Origin of the sequence: Comamonas badia DSM 17552 (assembly GCF_000484635.1) — a bacterium.
GTDB lineage: Bacteria > Pseudomonadota > Gammaproteobacteria > Burkholderiales > Burkholderiaceae_C > Comamonas_C > Comamonas_C badia.
In genome coordinates this window covers 370,143-389,399 of sequence record NZ_AXVM01000004.1, presented here as the reverse complement: position 1 = coordinate 389,399, position 19,257 = coordinate 370,143, and the positions used below count along the sequence as shown (strand labels likewise).

The window sequence follows — 19,257 nt, the reverse complement described above, 5'->3', positions numbered from 1 at the left end:
GAAGCACCATGAACGAGAACAGCGGCATTCCCGTCCTCGACGTCGATCCCTACTCTGCCGAAAATTTGACCGACCCCTACCCGATGCATGCGCTGATGCGCTCTGCCGGCCCGGTGGTGCGTTTGAAGGACTACCCGACGGTGGTGGCCTGCGCACGCCACCAGGAGACCCATGCGGTCTTCAATGATGCGCAGACCTTCATTTCCGGCGCTGGCGTGGGACTGGCCAACTTCAATATCGAAAAGCCCTTTCGCCCCAGGAGCCTGATTCTGGAGGCCGACGCGCCGCTGCACACTGCAACGCGCGCCGTCCTGTCGCGCATCATGAGCCCCAAGACGGTGATGCAGATTCGCGCCAGCTTTGCACAGGAAGCCGAGCGGCTGCTGGACAAGGCGCTGGAGCTCAATGCGGCCAACGGCTCGATCGACTGGATGGCGGTGGTGGCCAACCCATTCCCGTTGAAAGTATTCGCAGATTCGATTGGCATCCAGGAGGAAGGCCGTGAAAACCTCTTGCTCTATGGAGACATGGTTTTCAACTCGATGGGGCCACAAAACGAAGTTTTCACCAAGTCGGTGGAGCGTGTGGTGCCGGTGACGCAATGGATCATGGATCAGTGCGACCGATCGAAACTACGCCCCGGTGGCTTCGGCGATCTGATCTGGCAAGCCGCCGAGGCAGGTGAAATCTCGATGGAGCAGGCGCCCATGCTGGTGCGCTCACTGCTCTCCGCCGGGCTGGACACGACCATCAACAGTCTGGGCAACGCGATCTATGCGCTGGGGCATCACCCGCAGGAATACGCCAGGCTGCATTCTGATCCGTCGCTGGCCCGCCCCGCTTTTGAAGAAGCATTGCGCTGGGAATCCACCGTGCAGACCTTCTTTCGCACCGCCAACAGGGATTGCGAGATCGCGGGTGTTCCGATCGCGGCGCAAACCAAGGTGCTGTGCATGCTGGCATCCGCCAACCGCGATCCGGACAAGTGGCCCGATGCCGATACCTACGACATCGGGCGCAGGCCCAGTGGCCATATGGCGTTTGGCTCGGGCCTGCACGGCTGTGTGGGGCAGGCCATCGCGCGGCTCGAAGGCGAGCTGATCCTGACGGCCCTGGCCAAGCGCGTGAAAGGCATTGAATTTGCCGGCCCCCATACCCGGCGCCTGAACAACACCTTGCGCGCGTTCGACACCTTGCCGGTGCGCCTGATTCCGGCCTGAAGCGCACGCATTTCGGAGAATTTCATGTCTGCCATTCATTTCATATCCCCCACGGGCGAAACCACCACGCTGCAAGCCAAAGACGGCGACAGCGCGATGGCGACAGCCATGGCCGCCGGCTTGAACGGTATCGTTGCCGAATGCGGCGGCTCGGCCATGTGTGCCACCTGCCATGTCTATGTGGACGAGGCCTGGGCAGACAAACTGCCTGCACCGCTGGCCAACGAACTGGAAATGCTGGAATGCACCGCGTCCGAGCGGCGCGCGACCAGCCGGCTGTCGTGCCAGATCAAGATCGATGCCGCGCTCGATGGCATCGTGTTGTCCTTGCCGGAAACCCAGCAATGAGGCAGCCATGAACAGCGAGGACTCCATCGTCATCGTGGGCGGAGGCCATGCGGCAGCGCAACTGTGCGCGAGCCTGGCTGCAGCTGGCGTGGGGGGGCGGATTGACCTTGTGTGTGAAGAGGCGGTTCTGCCCTACCAGCGCCCGCCGCTGTCGAAAAGCTACGTCAAGAATCCGGACGAAACGCCGCAATTGCACCGCGGTGAAGCGTGGTACGCACAGCAGGGCATACGCGTGCACCAAGGCGATGCGGCGACCGCGATCGACCGCGCCGGGCGCAGTGTCACCTTGCGCTCAGGCGCGCACTTGCGCTACCGCTGGCTGGTGTTGGCCACCGGCACCCGGGCGCGGCATTTGCCGCACCTGTCCCCGTCATTGGACAACGTGCATGTGTTGCGGGATGCGGCGGATGCCCAGCGTTTGCGTGCACTATGGCCTGCCATGCAGCAGCTCACGGTGTTGGGCGGCGGGTTCATCGGGCTGGAACTGGCTGCGACGGCGCAGGCCCTGGGAAAGAAGGTGCAGGTGCTGGAAGCAGCGCCGCGGCTCTTGATGCGTTCGGCGTCCGCTGAACTTTCGAACCACGTGCTTCAGACACACCGCAACAGCGGCATGGACATTCGGCTCGGCGTTTCCGTGGGTGATTTCGAAGTGGCGAGCAACCGTTTGAGCGCGCTGACCGTTGATGGCGTTCGTACGCCTGTGGATAGTTTGCTGCTGGGCATTGGCGCCGCGCCGGAAACGTCACTGGCCGAGCAGGCCGGACTCGATTGCGGTAATGGCGTGGTGGTCGATGCCGGCATGCGCACCTCTGATCCAGCGATTCTGGCGATTGGCGACTGCGCTCTTTTTCCGGGCGTCATGGGTTCCGGTGCGATCCGACTTGAGTCGGTACAGAACGCCAACGATCAGGCGAAGGTGGCCGCAGCAACCATCATGGGAGAGCCGCACCACTACGAGGCTGTTCCGTGGTTTTGGACCGAGCAAGCCAGCCTGCGGATTCAGATGGCAGGGCTGTTGCCAAAAAATGCTAGCTGTTACCGCAGGCCAGGAAAGGATGAAACCAGTTTTTCACTCTTGCACTACGCGCAAGGGCAATTGCGTTGCGTGGAGTCGGTGAATGCGCCTGCAGACCATATGGCCGCCCGCAAACTGCTGGAGCTGAAGCTCTCACCCGCGCCCGAGCAGGCGTGCAATCCGCAGGTGGCTCTGCGAACCATGGTGACGCCTGCCGCCTGAGGGGTTTTCTACAATGGCGGGATGGCAACACGACGGAAAAAAATCATCGAAACCCCGGCAGAAGAGGCGAACGTGAGCATTGACCTCAATCGCTATGCACCGGCGTTTTTCACCTGGATTGCCGCCAAGCTCTCCCGTGGCGCGTCCTATCACTATTTGCGTGCTTTCGACATCGGCATCGAAATATGGCGGTGCCTGGTGCTGATTGCGGCAGAGGGCGAGGTCTCCGCGCAGCGCGTGACCAAGGTGATCGGCATGGACAAGGCGTCCGTCAGTCGCTGCTTCAAGAGCATGGCCGAGCGTGGTCTGATCGAATTTGCGCTGGATCCGGCGGATGGGCGGTTGCGTCTGGCCCGGCTGACCGAAAAGGGACAACTGCTGCATGGGCAAATCCGCCATGTCGCCTTGGAGCGTGAACGCGTTTTTCTTTCGGTGCTTACGGACGATGAGCACGAGGTACTGCTAGGCTTGTTGCGCAGGCTGCACGAAAATTTGCCAGAGGGGGAGACTGCGACGGAACGGTATATCACCGAGCGCTTTCCTGGTGTGCTCAAGCGTGCGCCATAACATCGGCCGCAGGTTATTCGGTGCCTATATTTGCCATCGGGATTCACTGTCCGCTTTCCACAGCGCACACCCGCAGGCTCAGCCGTTGCAGCAGCTCGGCCGTGTGCTGCACCAGTGCCGTCGCGCGCTGACGCGCGGGTTGCACCACGCACAGGGTGCTGACGATGTGCGGGCTGTGGATGGGCGCCTGGACCAGTCCATCGGCCGTGCCCTGGCCGTACAGGGCGCTGTCGGTCAGTGCGGCAAAGCCGTGGCCGGTGCGTACCAGGTCAAGGATCACGGGCACGCTGGAGACCTCCCACACCACATCCAGCTTGATCTGTGAAAGTGCCGCCTGCGCCTCCATCAGCTTGCGGAAAATCTGCGTGCGCTGCGGCATCACCAGCGGATAGCGCCACAGCTCGGCAAAGGCCACGCCGCCTGCGGTGGGCAGGCTGCCTTCGGGTCCGACGAGGTTCAGGCGCTCCTGCAGCACGGGTTCGATCTCGATCTGCGCGTGCCTGGCGGGCGAGTAGACCAGGCCCAGATCCATGCGCGCGCTGCCCAGCCATTCGGCGATGGTGGTGGAAAACGCCTCGACGATTTCCAGCCGCGCCTGCGGCAGCTCGTGGCGGAACGCGGCTATCAGCGGCAGCGTCAGGCGCCGCGCCAGGCTGGGCGGCAGGCCGACGGCCACGCGCCCGGTGAGCGCGCCGCGCGCATGGCCCAGGTCTTCCTGCGCGCGCGCCATCTGCTGCAGGATGGTGTGGCCATGTTCCAGCAGCATCTGGCCGGCTTCGGTCAGCGTCACCCCGCGGCCGTTGCGCTGCAGCAGGTGCTGGTGCAGCTCCAGTTCCAATTGGCGCACCTGGCGGCTGAGCGCCGGCTGGGCAATGTCCAGCGCCTGCGCCGCGCGCGTAAAGCTGCCCAGTTCGGCCACGCGCACGAAGTATTGCAGTTGCTTGAAGTCCATTGCAGCTCGCATCCAATACGCCTATCGTACGCTGAGCTATGCCATTTTGTTCTAACTGATAGTGGCGATATGGGCTTGTTTGCATGAATTCCCTTGCCCACAATGCTTGGACCCCCGTGGATTGCCCCACCTCGCCATGAACAGCCCGACCCAGCCACCCCTGCACGCCATCTCCTCCATGGCCACGCGCGCCGTGCTGGGCGATCTGGCGCAGCTCTGGCAGCAGCAGGGCGGGCGCCCCGTGGCTGTGGAATCCGTCGGCGGCGTGGATGCGGCGAAACGCGTGCAGGCCGGTGAGGCGCTGGACCTGGTGCTGCTGGCCAGCGATGCGATCGACAAGCTGATCGCCGGCGGCCACGCCGTGGCGGGCAGCAAGGTCGATTGGGTGCGCTCCAGTACCGCCGTCGCGGTGCGTGCCGACGCAGCCTTGCCGGATATCCGCACCGAAGAGGCCTTGAGGGCCGCCGTGCTCGCCGCCTCCAGCATTGGTTATTCCACCGGCCCCAGCGGCACGGCCCTGATGCGCTTGTTCGAGCGCTGGGGCATCGCCGGGCAGCTCGGGTCCCGGCTGGTGCAGGCCCGTCCCGGCGTGCCCGTGGGGCAGCTGGTCGCCCGGGGTGAAGCCGCCCTCGGCTTTCAGCAGCTCAGCGAGTTGCTGCATGTGCCGGGCATCACCGTGGTCGGCGAACTGCCGGCGGCCGTTGCCATCGATACCGTTTTCTCCAGTGCCATCGCCTGCGCATGCCAGGACCGGGAAGCCGGGCGGCCATTCCTGGCCTTTCTCGCCGGCCCGGCCGCTGCTCCGACCAAGCAGCGCCACGGCATGCAGCCGCTGTGAGCGCGCATACCTTCAACAAGGATTGACTCATGATCATTGACGTTCACGGCCACTACACCACCGCACCCGCGGCGCTGGGCGAGTGGCGCAACCGCCAGATTGCGGCGCTGCAAGACGCCAGCCTGCAGCCCAGGGTCTCGGAGCTGAAGATCAGCGACGACGACATTCGCGAGAGCATCGAGAAAAACCAGTTGCGCCTGATGACGGATCGCGGCTCGGACCTCACGCTGTTCAGCCCGCGCGCCAGCTTCATGGCGCACCATATCGGCAATTTCGAGACGTCGAGCACCTGGGCGGCGATCTGCAATGAGCTCTGCCACCGTGTGAGCGAGCTCTATCCCGATCATTTCGTGCCGGTGGCGATGCTGCCGCAGTCGCCCGGCGTCGATCCGGCGACCTGCATTCCCGAGCTGGAAAAGTGCGTGAAAGAGTACGGCGCCGTCGGCATCAACCTGAATCCTGATCCCTCGGGCGGCCACTGGACCAGCCCGCCGCTGACCGACCGCGCCTGGTACCCGATCTACGAGAAGATGGTGGAACATGACCTGCCGGCGATGATCCACGTGAGCACCAGTTGCAACGCCTGCTTTCACACCACCGGCGCGCACTACATCAACGCCGACACCACGGCCGTGATGCAACTGATCCAGGGCGATCTGTTCAAGGATTTCCCGACGCTCAAGTTCCTGATCCCGCACGGCGGCGGCGCCGCGCCCTACCACTGGGGCCGCTACCGCGGTCTGGCGCAGGAGCTGAAGAAGCCGCTGCTGGACGAGCACCTGCTGAAGAACATCTACTTCGACACCTGCGTCTACCACCAGCCGGGCATCAACCTGCTGACCGAGGTGATTCCGGTCAAGAACATCCTGTTCGCCAGCGAAATGATAGGCGCGGTGCGCGGCATCGACCCGCAGACAGGCCATTACTACGACGACACCAAGCGCTACGTCGAGGCGACGAAGAACCTCAGCGCCGAGGAGAAGCACCAGGTCTATGAGGGCAACGCGCGAAGGGTGTTCACGCGGCTGGATGCGCGGCTCAAGGCGCGCGGGCTGTAGCAGGGTTTATGCATGAAATTGGCATCGAGCCCTTATCCAGCAAGCGCTGATAGCTATTGATTCAGGAAATTGATCGGAGCAAGCAATGTACGAACTCGGAGTCGTCTACCGCAATATCGAACGCGCCGACCGCGCCACCACCGACGCGCTGGCGCATTACGGCGCCGCCACGGTGCATGAGGCGATGGGCAAGGTGGGCCTGCTCAAGCCCTACATGCGGCCCATTTACCCCGATGCGCGGGTCTCGGGCACGGCGGTCACCGTACTGCTGCAGCCTGGCGACAACTGGATGCTGCACGTGGCGGCCGAGCAGATCCGGCCCGGCGACATCGTGGTGGCGACGGTGACCAGCGAATGCACCGATGGCTACTTCGGCGACCTGTTGGCCACCAGCTTCCAGGCGCAGGGCGCGCGCGCCCTCATCATCGACGCCGGTGTGCGCGACGTGCGCACGCTGCACGAGATGGGTTTTCCGGTGTGGAGCAAGGCCATCAGCAGCAAGGGCTGCATCAAGGCGACGCTCGGCTCGGTCAACATTCCGGTGGTCTGCGCCGGCATGTGGGTGCGCCCGGGCGACGTGATCGTGGCCGACGACGACGGCATCGTCTGCGTGCCGCGCGAGAAGGCCGAGGCGACGCTCGCGGCCGCGAAGAAGCGCGAGGACAACGAAACCGGCAAGCGTGAAATCTTCGCCGGCGGCGTGCTCGGGCTGGACTACTACAAGATGCGCGAAGGCCTGGCCAAGGCCGGGCTGCGCTACATTGATTGAAGCGCGCTGCGATGACTGTGCCTGCGTCAGCGCGTGAATGGAGCATGGGCCTCGTCGGCTACGGCGAGGTCGGGCGCATCCTGGCCGAAGACCTGCGCGCGCGGGGCGTGGCGGTCGCGGCGTATGACGTGAAGCTCGGCGGTGCTGACGCAGCGCCGCTGCGCGCGCACGCCCATCAGCACGGCGTGGCGCTGGCAGACGGACATGCGCAACTGGCGGACAGGGCGGACTTCGTCATCAGCGCCGTCACGGCCAGCCAGACGCTGGCGGTGGCGCAGGCTTGCGCGCCTGCCATGCGCGGCGGGGCGTTCTATCTGGATTTCAACTCCGCATCGCCCGGTGCCAAGCAGCAGGCGGCGGCGCTGATCGACGCCGCAGGCGCGCGCTACGTCGAAGGCGCGGTGATGACCAGCGTGCCGCCCTACCGCATCAAGGTGCCGCTGCTGCTGGGTGGCGCGCATGCGGCGGAGCTGGCTGAAAAAATCAATCCGCTGGGTTTCGCGGCCAAGGTGGCGAGCGAAAAACTCGGCGTGGCATCGGCCACCAAGATGTGCCGCAGCGTGATGATCAAGGGGCTGGAGGCCATGGTCATCGAGAGCTTCACCGCCGCGCGCCACTATGGCGTGGAAGACGCCGTGCTGGCCTCGCTGGCGGAAACCTTTCCCGGCATGGACTGGGAAAGACAGGGCGCGTATTTCTTCCAGCGCGTGATCGAGCATGGCCGACGGCGCAGCGAGGAGATGTTTGAATCGGCCCGTACCGTGCGCGATGTCGGCATGCCCTCCTGGATCGCCCAGGGCGCTGCCGAACGCCAGGCGTGGATGGCGAATCTGGCGGACGACGGTGTTTTCGGCGAGCGCGGCACGCCTGGTTTTGCCCGCGGCAGCGACTGGCGCACCGAGGCCGACCGGCTGCTTTCCCACCTCAAGGAATCTTCCGCATGAGTGCCTTTGAAAAAACCCCGGGCTGGCTCGATTGGTACGCCAACCCGAGCCAACCGCAATTCAAGCTGCCCGCGGGCAGCGTGGACGCGCACTGCCATGTGTTTGGCCCCGGCGACGAATTTCCCTATGCGCCCGAGCGCAAGTACACGCCGTGCGACGCGAGCAAGGCGCAGCTCTTCGCGCTGCGCGACCACCTGGGTTTTGCGCGCAACGTCATCGTGCAGGCCACCTGCCACGGCGCGGACAACCGCGCGCTGGTGGATGCCTTGCAGGCCGCGCATGGCAAGGCGCGCGGCGTCGCCACGGTCAAGCGCGGCATCACGGACGAGGAGCTGCGGCACTTGCACGCCGCCGGCGTGCGCGGCGTGCGCTTCAACTTCGTCAAGCGCCTGGTGGATTTCACGCCCAAGGACGCGCTGATGGAAATCGCCGCGCGCATCCAGCCGCTGGGCTGGCATGTGGTGATTTACTTCGAGGCGGTCGATCTGCCCGAGCTGTGGGACTTCTTCACCCGCCTGCCCACCACCGTGGTGGTCGATCACATGGGCCGACCGGATGTGAAGAAGGGCGTGGACAGCGATGAATTCGGCCTGTTCCTGCAGTTCATGCGCGAGCACGGCAATGTCTGGAGCAAGGTCTCCTGCCCCGAACGCCTCTCGGTCAGCGGGCCGCCGGCGCTGCAGGGTGAGCGCAATGCGTATCGCGACGTGATCCCCTTCGCGCGCCGCGTGGTCGAGGCATTCCCCGATCGCGTGCTCTGGGGCACCGACTGGCCGCACCCCAATCTCAAGAACCACATGCCCGACGACGGCCTGCTGGTGGATTTCATCCCGCACATCGCACCGACCGCCGAGCTGCGGCAAAAGCTTCTGGTGGACAACCCGATGCGCCTGTACTGGCCGGACGAAGAGGTTGAGCGTTGAGTGTTCGGCGTTCAGCGAATACCAACCTTCACGCCTCACGCCTCACGCCTCACGCTCAACAAGGAGTTTGCAATGGCTCTGGATAAACCCTACCTTGACGTGCCCGGCACGATCATTTTCGATGCCGAGCAATCACGCAGAGGCTACTGGCTCAACCAGTTCTGCGTCTCGCTGATGAAGCCCGAAAACCGCCAGCGCTTCAAGGCCAACGAGCGCGCCTACCTCGACGAATGGGCCATGACCGAGGAACAGAAGAAGGCCGTGCTCGCGCGCGATCTGAACTGGTGCATGCGCACCGGGGGCAACATCTACTTTCTCGCGCGCATTGGCGCGACCGATGGCCTGAGCTTCCAGCAGATGGCGGGCTCGATGACCGGCATGACCGAGGACGAATACCGCGCCATGATGGTCGCGGGCGGCCGCTCGGCCGAAGGCAACCGTTACCTGGGTGAAGACGGCGACGCACAGCCGCAGCACCAGCCCCAGGGCCACGCGGCGAAAGGACACTGACATGGCACGCATCACCGCATCCGTCTACACCTCGCATGTGCCGGCCATAGGCGCGGCCATGGACCTGGGCAAGACGCACGAGCCCTATTGGCAGCCGCTGTTCGCCGGTTACGACTTCTCGCGCCAGTGGCTCAGGGAAAATACACCGGACGTGATTCTGCTGGTCTACAACGACCACGCCACGGCCTTCAGCCTGGACATGATTCCGACCTTCGCCCTGGGCACCGCCGCCGAGTACCAGGTGGCCGACGAAGGCTGGGGTCCGCGCCCGGTGCCCAAGGTGATCGGCCATCCGGAGCTTGCCAGCCACATCGCGCAGAGCGTGATCCAGCAGGACTTTGACCTCACCATCATCAACAGGATGGATGTGGACCACGGCCTCACGGTGCCGCTGTCGCTGATGTGCGGCGAGAAGGACCCGAAGAAGGACGCCTGGCCCTGCCCGGTGATTCCGCTGGCGGTGAACGTGGTGCAGTACCCCGTGCCCTCGGGCCAGCGCTGCCTGAACCTGGGCCGCGCGATCCGCAAGGCGATCGAGAGCTACGACGGCGATCTGAACGTGCAGATCTGGGGCACCGGCGGCATGAGCCACCAGCTGCAGGGCGCGCGCGCCGGGCTCATCAACAAGGCCTGGGACAACCGCTTTCTGGATCTCTTGACCGAGAACCCCGTGGGCCTTTCGGAAATCCCGCACATCGAATACGTGCGCGAAGCCGGCAGCGAAGGCATAGAGTTGGTGATGTGGCTGATCGCGCGTGGCGCGATGGCGGATGTGGATTGCGCCAAGCCGCTGCCCAAGGTGCTGCACCGCTTTTACCATGTGCCGGCGTCCAATACCGCCGTGGGCCATCTTATATTGCAAAATCAGGCTTGAACGCTTGATGCATCAGTGCAAGCAGCTATCAAAGGAAGAGTCATGAGTTCAACCATCAAAGTGGCGCTGGCGGGCGCCGGGGCCTTTGGCATCAAGCACCTGGACGGCATCAGGAACATCGATGGCGTGCAGGTGGTCTCGCTGGTCAGCCGCGATCTGGACAAGACCCGCGAGGTGGCCGCCAAGTACGGCATCGCGCATGTCACCACCGATCTGGCCGAAAGCCTGGCGCTGCCCGAGGTGGATGCCGTGATTCTCTGCACGCCCACGCAGATGCACGCCGCGCAGGCCATCCAGTGCCTGCAGGCGGGCAAGCATGTGCAAGTGGAAATTCCGCTGTGCGACAAGCTGGCCGACGGCCAGAAGGTGGTCGATGCGCAGCAGCAGGCGGGCAAGGTGGCGATGGTCGGCCACACGCGCCGCTTCAACCCCAGCCACCAGTGGGTGCACCACAAGATCACGGCGGGCGAGTTTCATATCCAGCAGATGGATGTGCAGACCTATTTCTTTCGCCGCACCAACATGAATGCGCTGGGCCAGCCGCGTTCCTGGACCGACCATCTGCTGTGGCACCACGCCGCGCATACCGTGGACCTGTTCGCCTGGCAGGCGGGCCGCCCGATCGTGAAGGCCAACGCCGTGCAGGGCCCCATCCATCCGCAGCTGGGCATTGCGATGGACATGAGCATCCAGCTCAAGGCAGCCAACGGCGCCATCTGCACGCTCAGCTTGAGCTTCAACAACGACGGGCCGCTGGGCACGTTCTTTCGCTACATTGGCGACACCGGCACCTACATCGCGCGCTACGACGACTTGTTCAATGGCAAGGAAGAGAAAATCGACGTCAGCCAGGTAGCGGTGTCGATGAACGGCATCGAACTGCAGGACCGTGAATTCTTCGCCGCCATCCGCGAAGGGCGCGAACCCAATGCCAGTGTGCAGAGCGTGTTTGCCTGCTACCGGGTGCTGCACGATCTTGAGCGCCAGCTGGCGGACTGACCCCTTGTTTTTTCACCCCAGGAGACTTCCATGCGATTTGCAAAGACCGTTCTCAAGGCCACGCTGGTGGCGACTGCGCTGGCCACGGCCGGCCTGGTGCAGGCCAAGGACCTCACCATAGGCCTGGTGCTGTCGGTATCCGGCCCGTTTGCCGACTACGGCAAGCAGATCAAGCACGGCATAGACGTGTACATGGCCGAGCATGGCGACACGGTCGCCGGGCGCAAGGTGAAACTCATCGTCAAGGACGATACCGGCATGGCGCCTCAGGTGGCCAAGCGCGTGGCGCAGGAGTTGCTGGTCAACGACAAGGTGGACATCCTCGCGGGCTTTGATCTCACGCCCAACGCCTTCTCCGCCGCGCCGCTGGCCACCCAGGGCAAGGTGCCGATGATCGTGATGAACGCGGCCACCTCCTCGGTCACCGAGAAGTCGCCCTACATCGTGCGCGTGTCCATGACGCTGCCGCAGGGCGCCTGGGCCATGGCCAAATGGGCGGCCGAGAACAACATCAAATCGGCCTACACCCTGGTGGCCGACTACGGCCCCGGGCACGATGCCGAGCAGCAGTTCAAGAAGACCTTCACCGAGCTGGGCGGCAAGATCGTCGGCGAGGTGCGTACGCCGGTGAACACCGCCGACTACGCGGCCTACCTGGAGCGCGTGAAGGATTCCAAGGCCAATGCCATGTTCACCTTCGTGCCGCCGGGCAGCTCGATGGTGGCGCTGATGAAGGGCTTTCGCGAGCTGGGGCTGGACAAGGCCGGCATCCAGGCCATCGGCCCGGGCGACCTGACCGACGAGAACGAGCTGGCCGCCATGGGCAATTCGGCGCAGGGGCTGATCACCGCCTTCCACTATTCGCAGGCGCACGATTCGCCCGAGAACAAGGCCTACACGGCGGCCTACCTCAAGGCCTTCCCCAAGGACCGGCCCAACTTCATGTCGGTCGGCGGCTACGACGGCATGCAGCTGATCTACAAGGTGCTGGAGCAGACCAAGGGCGATGCCAGCGGCGATGCCTTCGTGGCGGCCGCCAAGGGCATGAAATGGGTGAGCCCGCGCGGCCCGGTGCAGATCGACCCCGAGACGCGCGACGTGATCCAGAACGAGTACATCCGCAAACTGGAGAACGTGAACGGCACGCTGCAGAACGTCGAGTTCGCCACCTTCCCGGCCGTCAAGGATCCGGGCAAGGGAGCGAAGTGATCCATGACGGAATGACCGCGCTGCGCTTTGAAGACTCGCCTTGCGGCGCATGACGGTGACCCGCCGTCATTGCGTCATGTCGGCGCCAGCCGGCGGTCATTCTGTCATTTGACGCGAGATGTGAACACGGATAAACCAATATGACGATCATTTTTGACGGAATCGCCTTTGGCATGCTGCTGTTCCTCATCAGCGTGGGCCTGTCGGTCACGCTCGGGCTGATGAACTTCGTCAACCTCGCGCATGGCGTGTTCGCGATGGTCGGCGGCTATGTCTGCGTGGTGCTGCTCAATGACTGGGGCGTGCCCTTTCTGGCAACCATCCCGTTCGCCATCATCGTGCCGGGCCTGGTCGGCGTGGTGCTGGAGCGGCTGCTGTACCGCAGGCTCTACGAGGCCTCCGACCTGGACCAGGTGCTGTTTTCGCTCGGCCTGGTGTTCATGGCGGTGGCGGCGACGCATTATTTCTTCGGCGCGCGCCAGCAGCCGCTGCACCTGCCGGCGTTCCTTTCGGGGCAGATTCACCTGCCTGGGGTGGACATCGGCGTGTACCGGCTGTTCCTGGTGATCGCGGGCATCATCGTCGCGGTGGCGCTGCAGTGGTCGGTGATCCGCACCTCGTTCGGTGCGCGCCTGCGCGCCGCGGTGGACAACCAGCGCACCGCGCGCGGCCTGGGCATAGACGTGAACCGGGTGTTCATGCTCACCTTCGCCCTCGGCTCGGCGCTGGCGGGCCTGGGCGGCGCGCTCGGGGTGGAGATGCTGGGGCTGGACCCGGAGTTTCCGGTGAAATACCTCGTGTACTTCCTGATCGTCGTCACCGTCGGCGGGGGCGGCAACATCCTGGGCTCGCTCTGGGCCGCGCTGCTGCTGGGCGTGGCCGATGTGGCCGGCAAATACTACATGCCGCAGATCGGCGCCTTCATCATCTACGCGATCATGGTCGTGATCCTGATCTTCCGCCCGCAAGGCCTGTTCGGCCGCGCTAAACACTGAGACGCAGACATGAGCTCTTCCGTGACATCGTCGATGCCGCCGGCCCGTCCCGCGGATCTGCATGAGACGCTGCAGCGCTTTCGCCAGTCGGCGCGCTGGAAACCGCTGGAATACCTGTTCTGGTGCCTGCCCGTCGCGGCGTACTTCCTGTTTCCCGGCAATTACCTGCTGCTGAGCCAGATCGCGGTCACCAGCCTGTTCGCGCTCTCGCTCGATCTGATCTTCGGCTACGCCGGCATCATCTCGCTGGGCCATGCGGCGTTCTTTGGCGTCGGTGCCTACACCGTGGGGCTGCTGGGCCTCCAAGGCATGGGCGATCCACTCACTGGCCTGCTGCTGGCCGCGGTATGCGCGGCCATCCTGGGGTTCTTCAGCAGCTTCCTGCTGCTGCGCGGCAGCGACTTGGCGCGGCTGATGGTGACGCTGGGCGTGGCCTTGATGCTCTATGAATTGGCCAACAAGTTCAGCAGCATCACCGGCGGCGTGGATGGCATTCCGGGCATAGAGATCAAACCCATCCTGGGCCTGTTCGCGTTCGATCTGTATGGCCGCACCGGCTACGTCTATGCGGTGGTGGTGCTGTTCGTGCTGTTCTGGGTGGCCCGGCGCATCGTGCATTCGCCGTTCGGCCAGAGCCTGCGCGGCATCCAGATGAATGCGCAGCGCATGCCGGCGCTGGGGGTGCCGGTGAACCACCGGCTGGTGGCGGTCTACACCCTGGGCGCGGCCTATGCGGGTGTGGCGGGTGCGGTGCTGGCGCAGACCAACCAGTTCGTCTCGCTCTCGGTGCTGGGCTTCGAGAACTCCGCCGATCTGCTGCTCATTCTGATTCTGGGCGGCACCGGACGGCTCTACGGCGGGCTGATCGGCGCCATCGTGTTCATCGTGGCCAAGCATTTCCTGTCGGACATGAACCCGCAGTACTGGCAGTTCTGGCTGGGCCTGGCGCTGGTGCTGCTGGTGATGTTCGCGCGCGGCGGCATTCTGGGCACCGCAGCGAAGTGGCAGGAGGCGCGGCGCCAGAAGGCGCGCAACCGCCAGCAGGAAGGCCGCGCATGAGCACCGTGCTGCAAACCCATGAGCTGGTGCGCCGGTTTGGCGGCTTCGTCGCCACCGACCATGTGAGCCTGAAGGTGGAGGCGGGCGCGCGCCACGCGCTCATCGGCCCCAACGGCGCGGGCAAGACCACGCTGATCAACCTGCTGACGGGCTACCTCGCGCCCACCGAAGGCCGCGTCACGCTGCTGGGCGAGGACGTGACCGCGATGGCTCAGTACGCGCGCTGCCGCCGCGGCCTGGTGCGCACCTTCCAGATCAACCAGCTGTTCGCCGACATGACGGTGCTCGAATCGGTGGCGCTCTCGGTCAGCGAACGTTTGCGGCTGGGGGGCAGCTGGTTCAAGCCGCTGGCGGCACGTGGCGAAGCGGTGGACGAGGCCGCCGCCATCCTGCAGCGCCTGGGCCTGCTGCCCGATGCCTACGAAGCGACGCGCAACCTGGCCTATGGCCGCCAGCGCCTGATCGAAATCGCGCTGGCGCTGGCGCAGCACCCCAAGGTGCTGCTGCTCGACGAACCCGCCGCCGGCGTGCCCACGAGCGAGAGCCGGGAACTGTTCGACGTGATCGCGCAATTGCCGCGCGACGTGACCATCCTTCTGATCGAGCACGACATGGACCTGGTGTTCCGCTTTGCCGAGCGCATCTCGGTGCTGGTCTCGGGCGCGCTGCTGCTGGAAGACACGCCCGACGTCATCGCCAGCCACCCCAAGGTGCGCGAGGTCTACCTGGGAGAAGCCCATGACTGATCTGCTGCAGGTGGAAGGCGTCTGGGCCGGCTACGGCGACGCCATCGTGCTCGAAGACCAGAGCTTCGGCATCCCGGCCGGGGGCAGCCTGGCGCTGCTTGGGCGCAACGGCATGGGCAAGACCACCTTGCTCACCACGCTGATGGGCGCCACGCGTCTGCGCCGTGGCCGCATTGCCTTCAATGGCGTGGACATCACCCGGATGCCCAGCCACCAGCGCGCGCACCTGGGTCTGGGCTGGGTGCCGCAGCAGCGCGACGTGTTCGAGTCGCTCACCGTGGAGGAAAACCTGACGGTGGTGGCGCGGCCGGGCGCGTGGACGCTGGAGCGCGTCTACGGCGTGTTCCCGCGCCTGCGCGAGCGCCGCGGCAACATGGGCAACCAGCTCTCGGGCGGCGAGCGCCAGATGCTGGCCATCGGCCGCGCGCTGATGCTCAACCCGAAGATGCTGCTGCTCGACGAACCGCTGGAGGGCCTGGCGCCGCTGATCGCGCAGGAACTGCTGCACATCATCCACGGCATGGTGCTGGAGGGCAGCATGGCGGTGATTCTGGTCGAGCAGCACGCGCGCCAGATCCTGCCGATCACGCAGAGCGCACTGGTGCTGGAGCGTGGACGCGGTGTTTACTTTGGTTCCAGCGATGCCTTGCTGGCCGATGGCGCCAGGCTTGATGGCTGGCTGGGCGCGGGGTCAAGCGCCGGCAGCGGCCAGGGGGAGGTGACGCATGCCTGATACATCCCTGCCGCAAAGGGCGATCGGCCCGTTCGGCGTCGGAGCCATCGCGCTGGGCTGCATGGGGCTGAGCCATGGCTACGGCCAGCGCGCCGACGCAGCGCAGGCCAAGGCGCTGCTGCATGCGGCGCTGGATGCCGGGGTCACGTTGTTCGACACCGCCGCGCTCTACGGCTTTGGCGCCAACGAATCGCTGGTCGGCCCGGTGCTCAAGCCCCATCGCCAGCACATCACGCTGGCCAGCAAGGGCGGGCTGGCGGGTGAGCCCGGCGAGGATGGCGTGCTGCGCCGCGTGATGGACGGCCGCCCCGAGGCGATCCGGCGCCATTGCGAGGCCAGCCTCCAGCGCCTGGGCACCGACGTGATCGATCTGTACTACCTGCACCGCTGGGACCGGCGCGTGCCGATTGAAGAGTCGGTGGGCGCGATGGCACGGCTCAAGGACGAGGGCAAGATCCGCGCGCTGGGCCTGTCCGAAGTCAGTGCCGCCACCTTGCGCCGGGCCCATGCGGAGCACCCCATCGCCGCGCTGCAGAGCGAGTATTCGCTCTGGTCGCGCAATGCCGAGCTCGGCACGCTCGCGGCGTGCGCCGAGCTGGGCGTGGCCTATGTCGCCTTCAGCGCGCTCGGGCGCGGTTTTCTCACCGGCGCGATGACCGACGTGCAGGGGCTTGACGGCGGCGACCTGCGCGTGAAGATGCCGCGCTTTGCCCCGGAGGTGTTCGCGCGCAACCACCGGCTGCTCGCGCCCTTGCAGACGGTCGCCGAGCGCCTGGGCTGCACGCGCGCGCAGCTGGCGCTGGCCTGGCTGCTGCACCAGGGCGGGCACGTGGTTGCGCTGCCGGGCACCACGCGGGTGGCGCACCTGCACGAGAACCTGGGCGCCGCGGCGATCGCGCTCGATCCCTTGACCCTGGATGAGCTCGGCACTCTGTTTGCCCCCGAACGCATCGAGGGTGACCGCTATGCGCTCACCGGACAGCGCGAGGTGGATACCGAGAAATTTGCCTTCGAGCAAACCTGAGTTCCGGATCAAAGCGCGAAGGCGTACTCCACCGTGATCGGTGCGTGGTCCGAGAAGCGCTCGTCCTTGTAAATCGAAACGTTGCGCGCCAGGGGAGCAATCTGCTGCGTCGCGAGGTGGTAGTCCAGCCGCCACCCCACGTTGTTGGCCCAGGCCTGGCCGCGATTGCTCCACCATGTGTAGCAGGCATCGGTCGTATCGGGGTGCAGGCGGCGGTAAACATCCACCAGCGCTGCCGTCGCGCCGGCCGAGAGCCGCGCCGTCATCCAGGCGCGCTCCTCGGGCAGAAAGCCACTGTTTTTCTGGTTGCCGCGCCAGTTTTTCAGGTCGATCTGCTGGTGCGCGATGTTGAGATCGCCGCAGAGGATGAACTCGCGCTCGCTTTGCAGGCGCGCCAGGTGCGGGGCCATCGCATCCAGAAAGCGGTACTTGGCCTGCTGCCGGTCTTCCCCGGAGGAGCCGCTGGGGAAGTAGGCGCTCAGGATGGACAGCTTGCGCGCCGGGGTGTCGAAGCGCAGCTCGACCAGGCGCCCTTCGGCATCGAATTCGCCCGCGTCAAAACCGATGACGACATCGCTCGGCTCATGGCGGGTGTAGATGCCGACGCCGGAATAGCCCTTTTTCTCGGCAAACTGAAAGTGTCCTTTCAACCCGGCAAGCACTTCGAAGCGGTCTTGCACGTCACCGGCCTGGGCCTTGAGCTCCTGCACGCAAATACAATCCGGGCGCCTGGTCAGCAGCCACGGTTCCAGCCCCTTGCTGGTGGCGGAGCGGATGCCGTTGAGGTTCAGGCTGGTCAGAATGAAACGAGGAGTGGGCATGGCGATGGGTTCTGTGCAAGCGACGGATCAGGAGCGCCTGGCGCAGGAGTTTGTGCGCTTTGCGCTCGAATGCGGCGTGCTGCGCTTTGGCGAGTTCAAGACCAAGGCCGGGCGCATGAGCCCGTATTTCTTCAACGCGGGCCTGTTCAATGATGGCGCCCGGCTGGGGCGGCTGGCGCAATTCTATGCACAGGCGCTGCTCGCCAGCGGCATCGGGTTCGACATGGTCTTCGGCCCGGCCTACAAGGGCATCGTGCTGGCCAGCAGCGTGGCGATCGAACTCGCGCGCCTGGGGCGCAATGTGCCGTTTGCCTACAACCGCAAGGAGGCCAAGGACCACGGCGAGGGCGGGACGCTGGTGGGCGCGCCGCTGCAAGGGCGCGTGCTCATCGTTGATGACGTGATGAGTGCCGGCACCGCCGCGCGCGAGGCCATTGCGCTGATTCGTGGTGCCGGCGCCACGCCGCATGCGATGGCGATCGCGCTGGATCGGCAGGAAATGGCCACGGAAAACGGCCAGGATGTGCCGCACAGCGCGGTGCAGTATGTGCGCCAGGCGCTTGGCATGCAGGTCTGCGCTATCGCCAATCTGGGGGATTTGCTGCATTATCTGTCCGTGAACGGGGGCGATGCGCGGATGCAGGCGCATCGCGAACGGGTTGAGGCCTATCGTGCACGCTACGGCGTCGCGGATTGAGGAAGGGCGGCAGCGTGGCAATGGCGCATGGGCGTAGGTTATGGATGGTGGTGCTTGCGGCGAGTGTGGGTGTCACGGTGTTCGCGCAGACCACGGGCGGAGCGGGCGAGGTCTATACCTGCATCGACAAGAACGGCAAGAAGCTGACGTCCGATCGCCTGATTCCCGAATGCAATGACCGTGAACAGCGGGTGCTGGACGCGACCGGCGCCGAGCGCCGGCGCATAGGCCCGTCCCTGACGGAGCATGAGCGCTCTGCGCAGGAAGCGCAGCGGCGCAAGCAGGCACAGGAGAAAGCGCGCGTGCTCGCCGAGCGCCGCGCCGAGCGGGTGCTGATCACGCGCTACCCCGATCAGGCTGCGCACCAGGCCGAGCGTGAACAGGCGCTCGCCCAGGTCGATGAAGTCATCGCCGTGGCGAGAAAGCGCATCACCGATCTGCGCACCGATCGCAAGGCGCTGGACGAGGAACTGCAGTTCTACAGCGGCGCGCTGTACAAGGCCCCCGTGAAGCTGCAGCGGCAATTCGCCGACAGCGACCATGCGATCGAGGAGCAGGAGCGTTTCATCGCGGCGCAGCAGCAGGAAAAGCAGCGCATCAACGAGCGCTTCGATGCCGAGCTGGCCAAGCTGCGCGTGCTTTGGGCGCAGCAGCGGGCAGCGCAGGAGACGCTGCTGCCCCCCGCTGCAAGAAACTGAATTTTGATAGCTCCTGACGCTTGCTGGTCAAGTGGT

At 65.2% G+C, this 19,257-nt stretch carries 22 protein-coding genes; 20 read left to right on the top strand and 2 right to left on the bottom strand.

Features of this window, described 5'->3' with window-relative positions:
* The first annotated feature begins 8 nt into the window (after positions 1-8).
* Genes K320_RS0111135 through K320_RS0111120 form a run of 4 tightly spaced genes read left to right on the top strand, consistent with a single transcriptional unit; the run spans position 9 to position 3,372 of the window.
* Positions 9-1,220, top strand: a complete 1,212-nt coding sequence (locus tag K320_RS0111135) for a cytochrome P450 (protein WP_024538915.1) — start codon at positions 9-11, stop codon at positions 1,218-1,220.
* Between the two features lie 24 nt (positions 1,221-1,244).
* Positions 1,245-1,568, top strand: coding sequence for a 2Fe-2S iron-sulfur cluster-binding protein (locus K320_RS0111130; RefSeq protein ID WP_024538914.1), 324 nt, complete (start codon positions 1,245-1,247; stop codon positions 1,566-1,568).
* Between the two features lie 7 nt (positions 1,569-1,575).
* Complete coding sequence (locus tag K320_RS0111125) at positions 1,576-2,805, top strand: NAD(P)/FAD-dependent oxidoreductase (RefSeq protein WP_024538913.1); 1,230 nt, start codon at positions 1,576-1,578, stop codon at positions 2,803-2,805.
* A gap of 21 nt (positions 2,806-2,826) precedes the next feature.
* Positions 2,827-3,372, top strand: coding sequence for a MarR family winged helix-turn-helix transcriptional regulator (locus K320_RS0111120; RefSeq protein WP_024538912.1), 546 nt, complete (start codon positions 2,827-2,829; stop codon positions 3,370-3,372).
* Positions 3,373-3,415: 43 nt separating this feature from the next.
* Here the strand turns inward: K320_RS0111120 and K320_RS0111115 are convergent, their stop codons facing one another.
* On the bottom strand, positions 3,416-4,324 hold the full coding sequence (locus K320_RS0111115) for a LysR family transcriptional regulator (RefSeq protein ID WP_024538911.1): 909 nt from the start codon (positions 4,322-4,324) through the stop codon (positions 3,416-3,418).
* 136 nt (positions 4,325-4,460) lie between these two features.
* Between K320_RS0111115 and K320_RS0111110 the strand changes: the two genes are divergently transcribed.
* The 14 genes from K320_RS0111110 to K320_RS0111045 all read left to right on the top strand — a co-directional run bounded on the left by K320_RS0111110 (position 4,461) and on the right by K320_RS0111045 (position 17,005).
* The gene (locus K320_RS0111110) at positions 4,461-5,162 is read left to right on the top strand and encodes a substrate-binding domain-containing protein (protein WP_245593869.1); all 702 of its coding nucleotides are present in this window, start codon (positions 4,461-4,463) and stop codon (positions 5,160-5,162) included.
* 29 nt (positions 5,163-5,191) lie between these two features.
* Complete coding sequence (locus K320_RS0111105) at positions 5,192-6,220, top strand: amidohydrolase family protein (protein ID WP_024538909.1); 1,029 nt, start codon at positions 5,192-5,194, stop codon at positions 6,218-6,220.
* Between the two features lie 85 nt (positions 6,221-6,305).
* Positions 6,306-6,989 (top strand): 4-carboxy-4-hydroxy-2-oxoadipate aldolase/oxaloacetate decarboxylase, encoded by a 684-nt coding sequence (ligK, locus tag K320_RS0111100; protein WP_024538908.1) that lies wholly within the window; start codon positions 6,306-6,308, stop codon positions 6,987-6,989.
* An 11-nt stretch (positions 6,990-7,000) separates the two neighbouring features.
* Positions 7,001-7,933, top strand: coding sequence for a DUF1932 domain-containing protein (locus K320_RS0111095; RefSeq protein ID WP_029696058.1), 933 nt, complete (start codon positions 7,001-7,003; stop codon positions 7,931-7,933).
* Positions 7,930-8,856: an amidohydrolase family protein gene (locus K320_RS0111090; protein WP_024538906.1), complete on the top strand. Its 927-nt coding sequence runs from the start codon at positions 7,930-7,932 to the stop codon at positions 8,854-8,856. The genes K320_RS0111095 and K320_RS0111090 overlap by 4 nt, the downstream gene beginning before the upstream one ends.
* Positions 8,857-8,928: 72 nt before the next feature.
* Positions 8,929-9,366 carry a protocatechuate 4,5-dioxygenase subunit alpha gene (gene ligA, locus K320_RS0111085; RefSeq protein WP_024538905.1) on the top strand — a complete coding sequence of 146 codons (438 nt, stop codon included), beginning with the start codon at positions 8,929-8,931 and terminating at the stop codon, positions 9,364-9,366.
* Between the two features lies 1 nt (position 9,367).
* Entirely contained in the window at positions 9,368-10,240 is an 873-nt protein-coding gene (locus K320_RS0111080) for a class III extradiol dioxygenase subunit beta (protein WP_024538904.1), read from the top strand.
* 42 nt (positions 10,241-10,282) lie between these two features.
* Entirely contained in the window at positions 10,283-11,239 is a 957-nt protein-coding gene (locus K320_RS0111075; RefSeq protein ID WP_024538903.1) for a Gfo/Idh/MocA family oxidoreductase, read from the top strand.
* A 30-nt stretch (positions 11,240-11,269) separates the two neighbouring features.
* Entirely contained in the window at positions 11,270-12,448 is a 1,179-nt protein-coding gene (locus K320_RS0111070) for an ABC transporter substrate-binding protein (RefSeq protein WP_024538902.1), read from the top strand.
* Positions 12,449-12,588: 140 nt separating this feature from the next.
* Positions 12,589-13,443, top strand: a complete 855-nt coding sequence (locus tag K320_RS0111065) for a branched-chain amino acid ABC transporter permease (protein ID WP_024538901.1) — start codon at positions 12,589-12,591, stop codon at positions 13,441-13,443.
* Between the two features lie 9 nt (positions 13,444-13,452).
* Positions 13,453-14,502, top strand: a complete 1,050-nt coding sequence (locus tag K320_RS0111060) for a branched-chain amino acid ABC transporter permease (protein WP_024538900.1) — start codon at positions 13,453-13,455, stop codon at positions 14,500-14,502.
* The gene (locus tag K320_RS0111055; protein ID WP_024538899.1) at positions 14,499-15,248 is read left to right on the top strand and encodes an ABC transporter ATP-binding protein; all 750 of its coding nucleotides are present in this window, start codon (positions 14,499-14,501) and stop codon (positions 15,246-15,248) included. The genes K320_RS0111060 and K320_RS0111055 overlap by 4 nt, the downstream gene beginning before the upstream one ends.
* Positions 15,241-15,981, top strand: a complete 741-nt coding sequence (locus K320_RS0111050; RefSeq protein WP_024538898.1) for an ABC transporter ATP-binding protein — start codon at positions 15,241-15,243, stop codon at positions 15,979-15,981. The genes K320_RS0111055 and K320_RS0111050 overlap by 8 nt, the downstream gene beginning before the upstream one ends.
* On the top strand, positions 15,974-17,005 hold the full coding sequence (locus tag K320_RS0111045; protein WP_029696056.1) for an aldo/keto reductase: 1,032 nt from the start codon (positions 15,974-15,976) through the stop codon (positions 17,003-17,005). Before K320_RS0111050 ends, K320_RS0111045 begins: the two co-directional genes overlap by 8 nt.
* An 8-nt stretch (positions 17,006-17,013) precedes the next feature.
* On the opposite strand, the gene K320_RS0111040 is transcribed toward K320_RS0111045, so the two are convergent.
* Entirely contained in the window at positions 17,014-17,826 is an 813-nt protein-coding gene (locus K320_RS0111040) for an exodeoxyribonuclease III (protein ID WP_024538896.1), read from the bottom strand.
* Positions 17,827-17,830: 4 nt separating this feature from the next.
* Between K320_RS0111040 and pyrE the strand changes: the two genes are divergently transcribed.
* The gene (pyrE, locus tag K320_RS0111035) at positions 17,831-18,523 is read left to right on the top strand and encodes an orotate phosphoribosyltransferase (RefSeq protein WP_407059761.1); all 693 of its coding nucleotides are present in this window, start codon (positions 17,831-17,833) and stop codon (positions 18,521-18,523) included.
* 44 nt (positions 18,524-18,567) lie between these two features.
* Positions 18,568-19,221 carry a DUF4124 domain-containing protein gene (locus K320_RS0111030; protein ID WP_245593868.1) on the top strand — a complete coding sequence of 218 codons (654 nt, stop codon included), beginning with the start codon at positions 18,568-18,570 and terminating at the stop codon, positions 19,219-19,221.
* Positions 19,222-19,257: the final 36 nt, after the last annotated feature.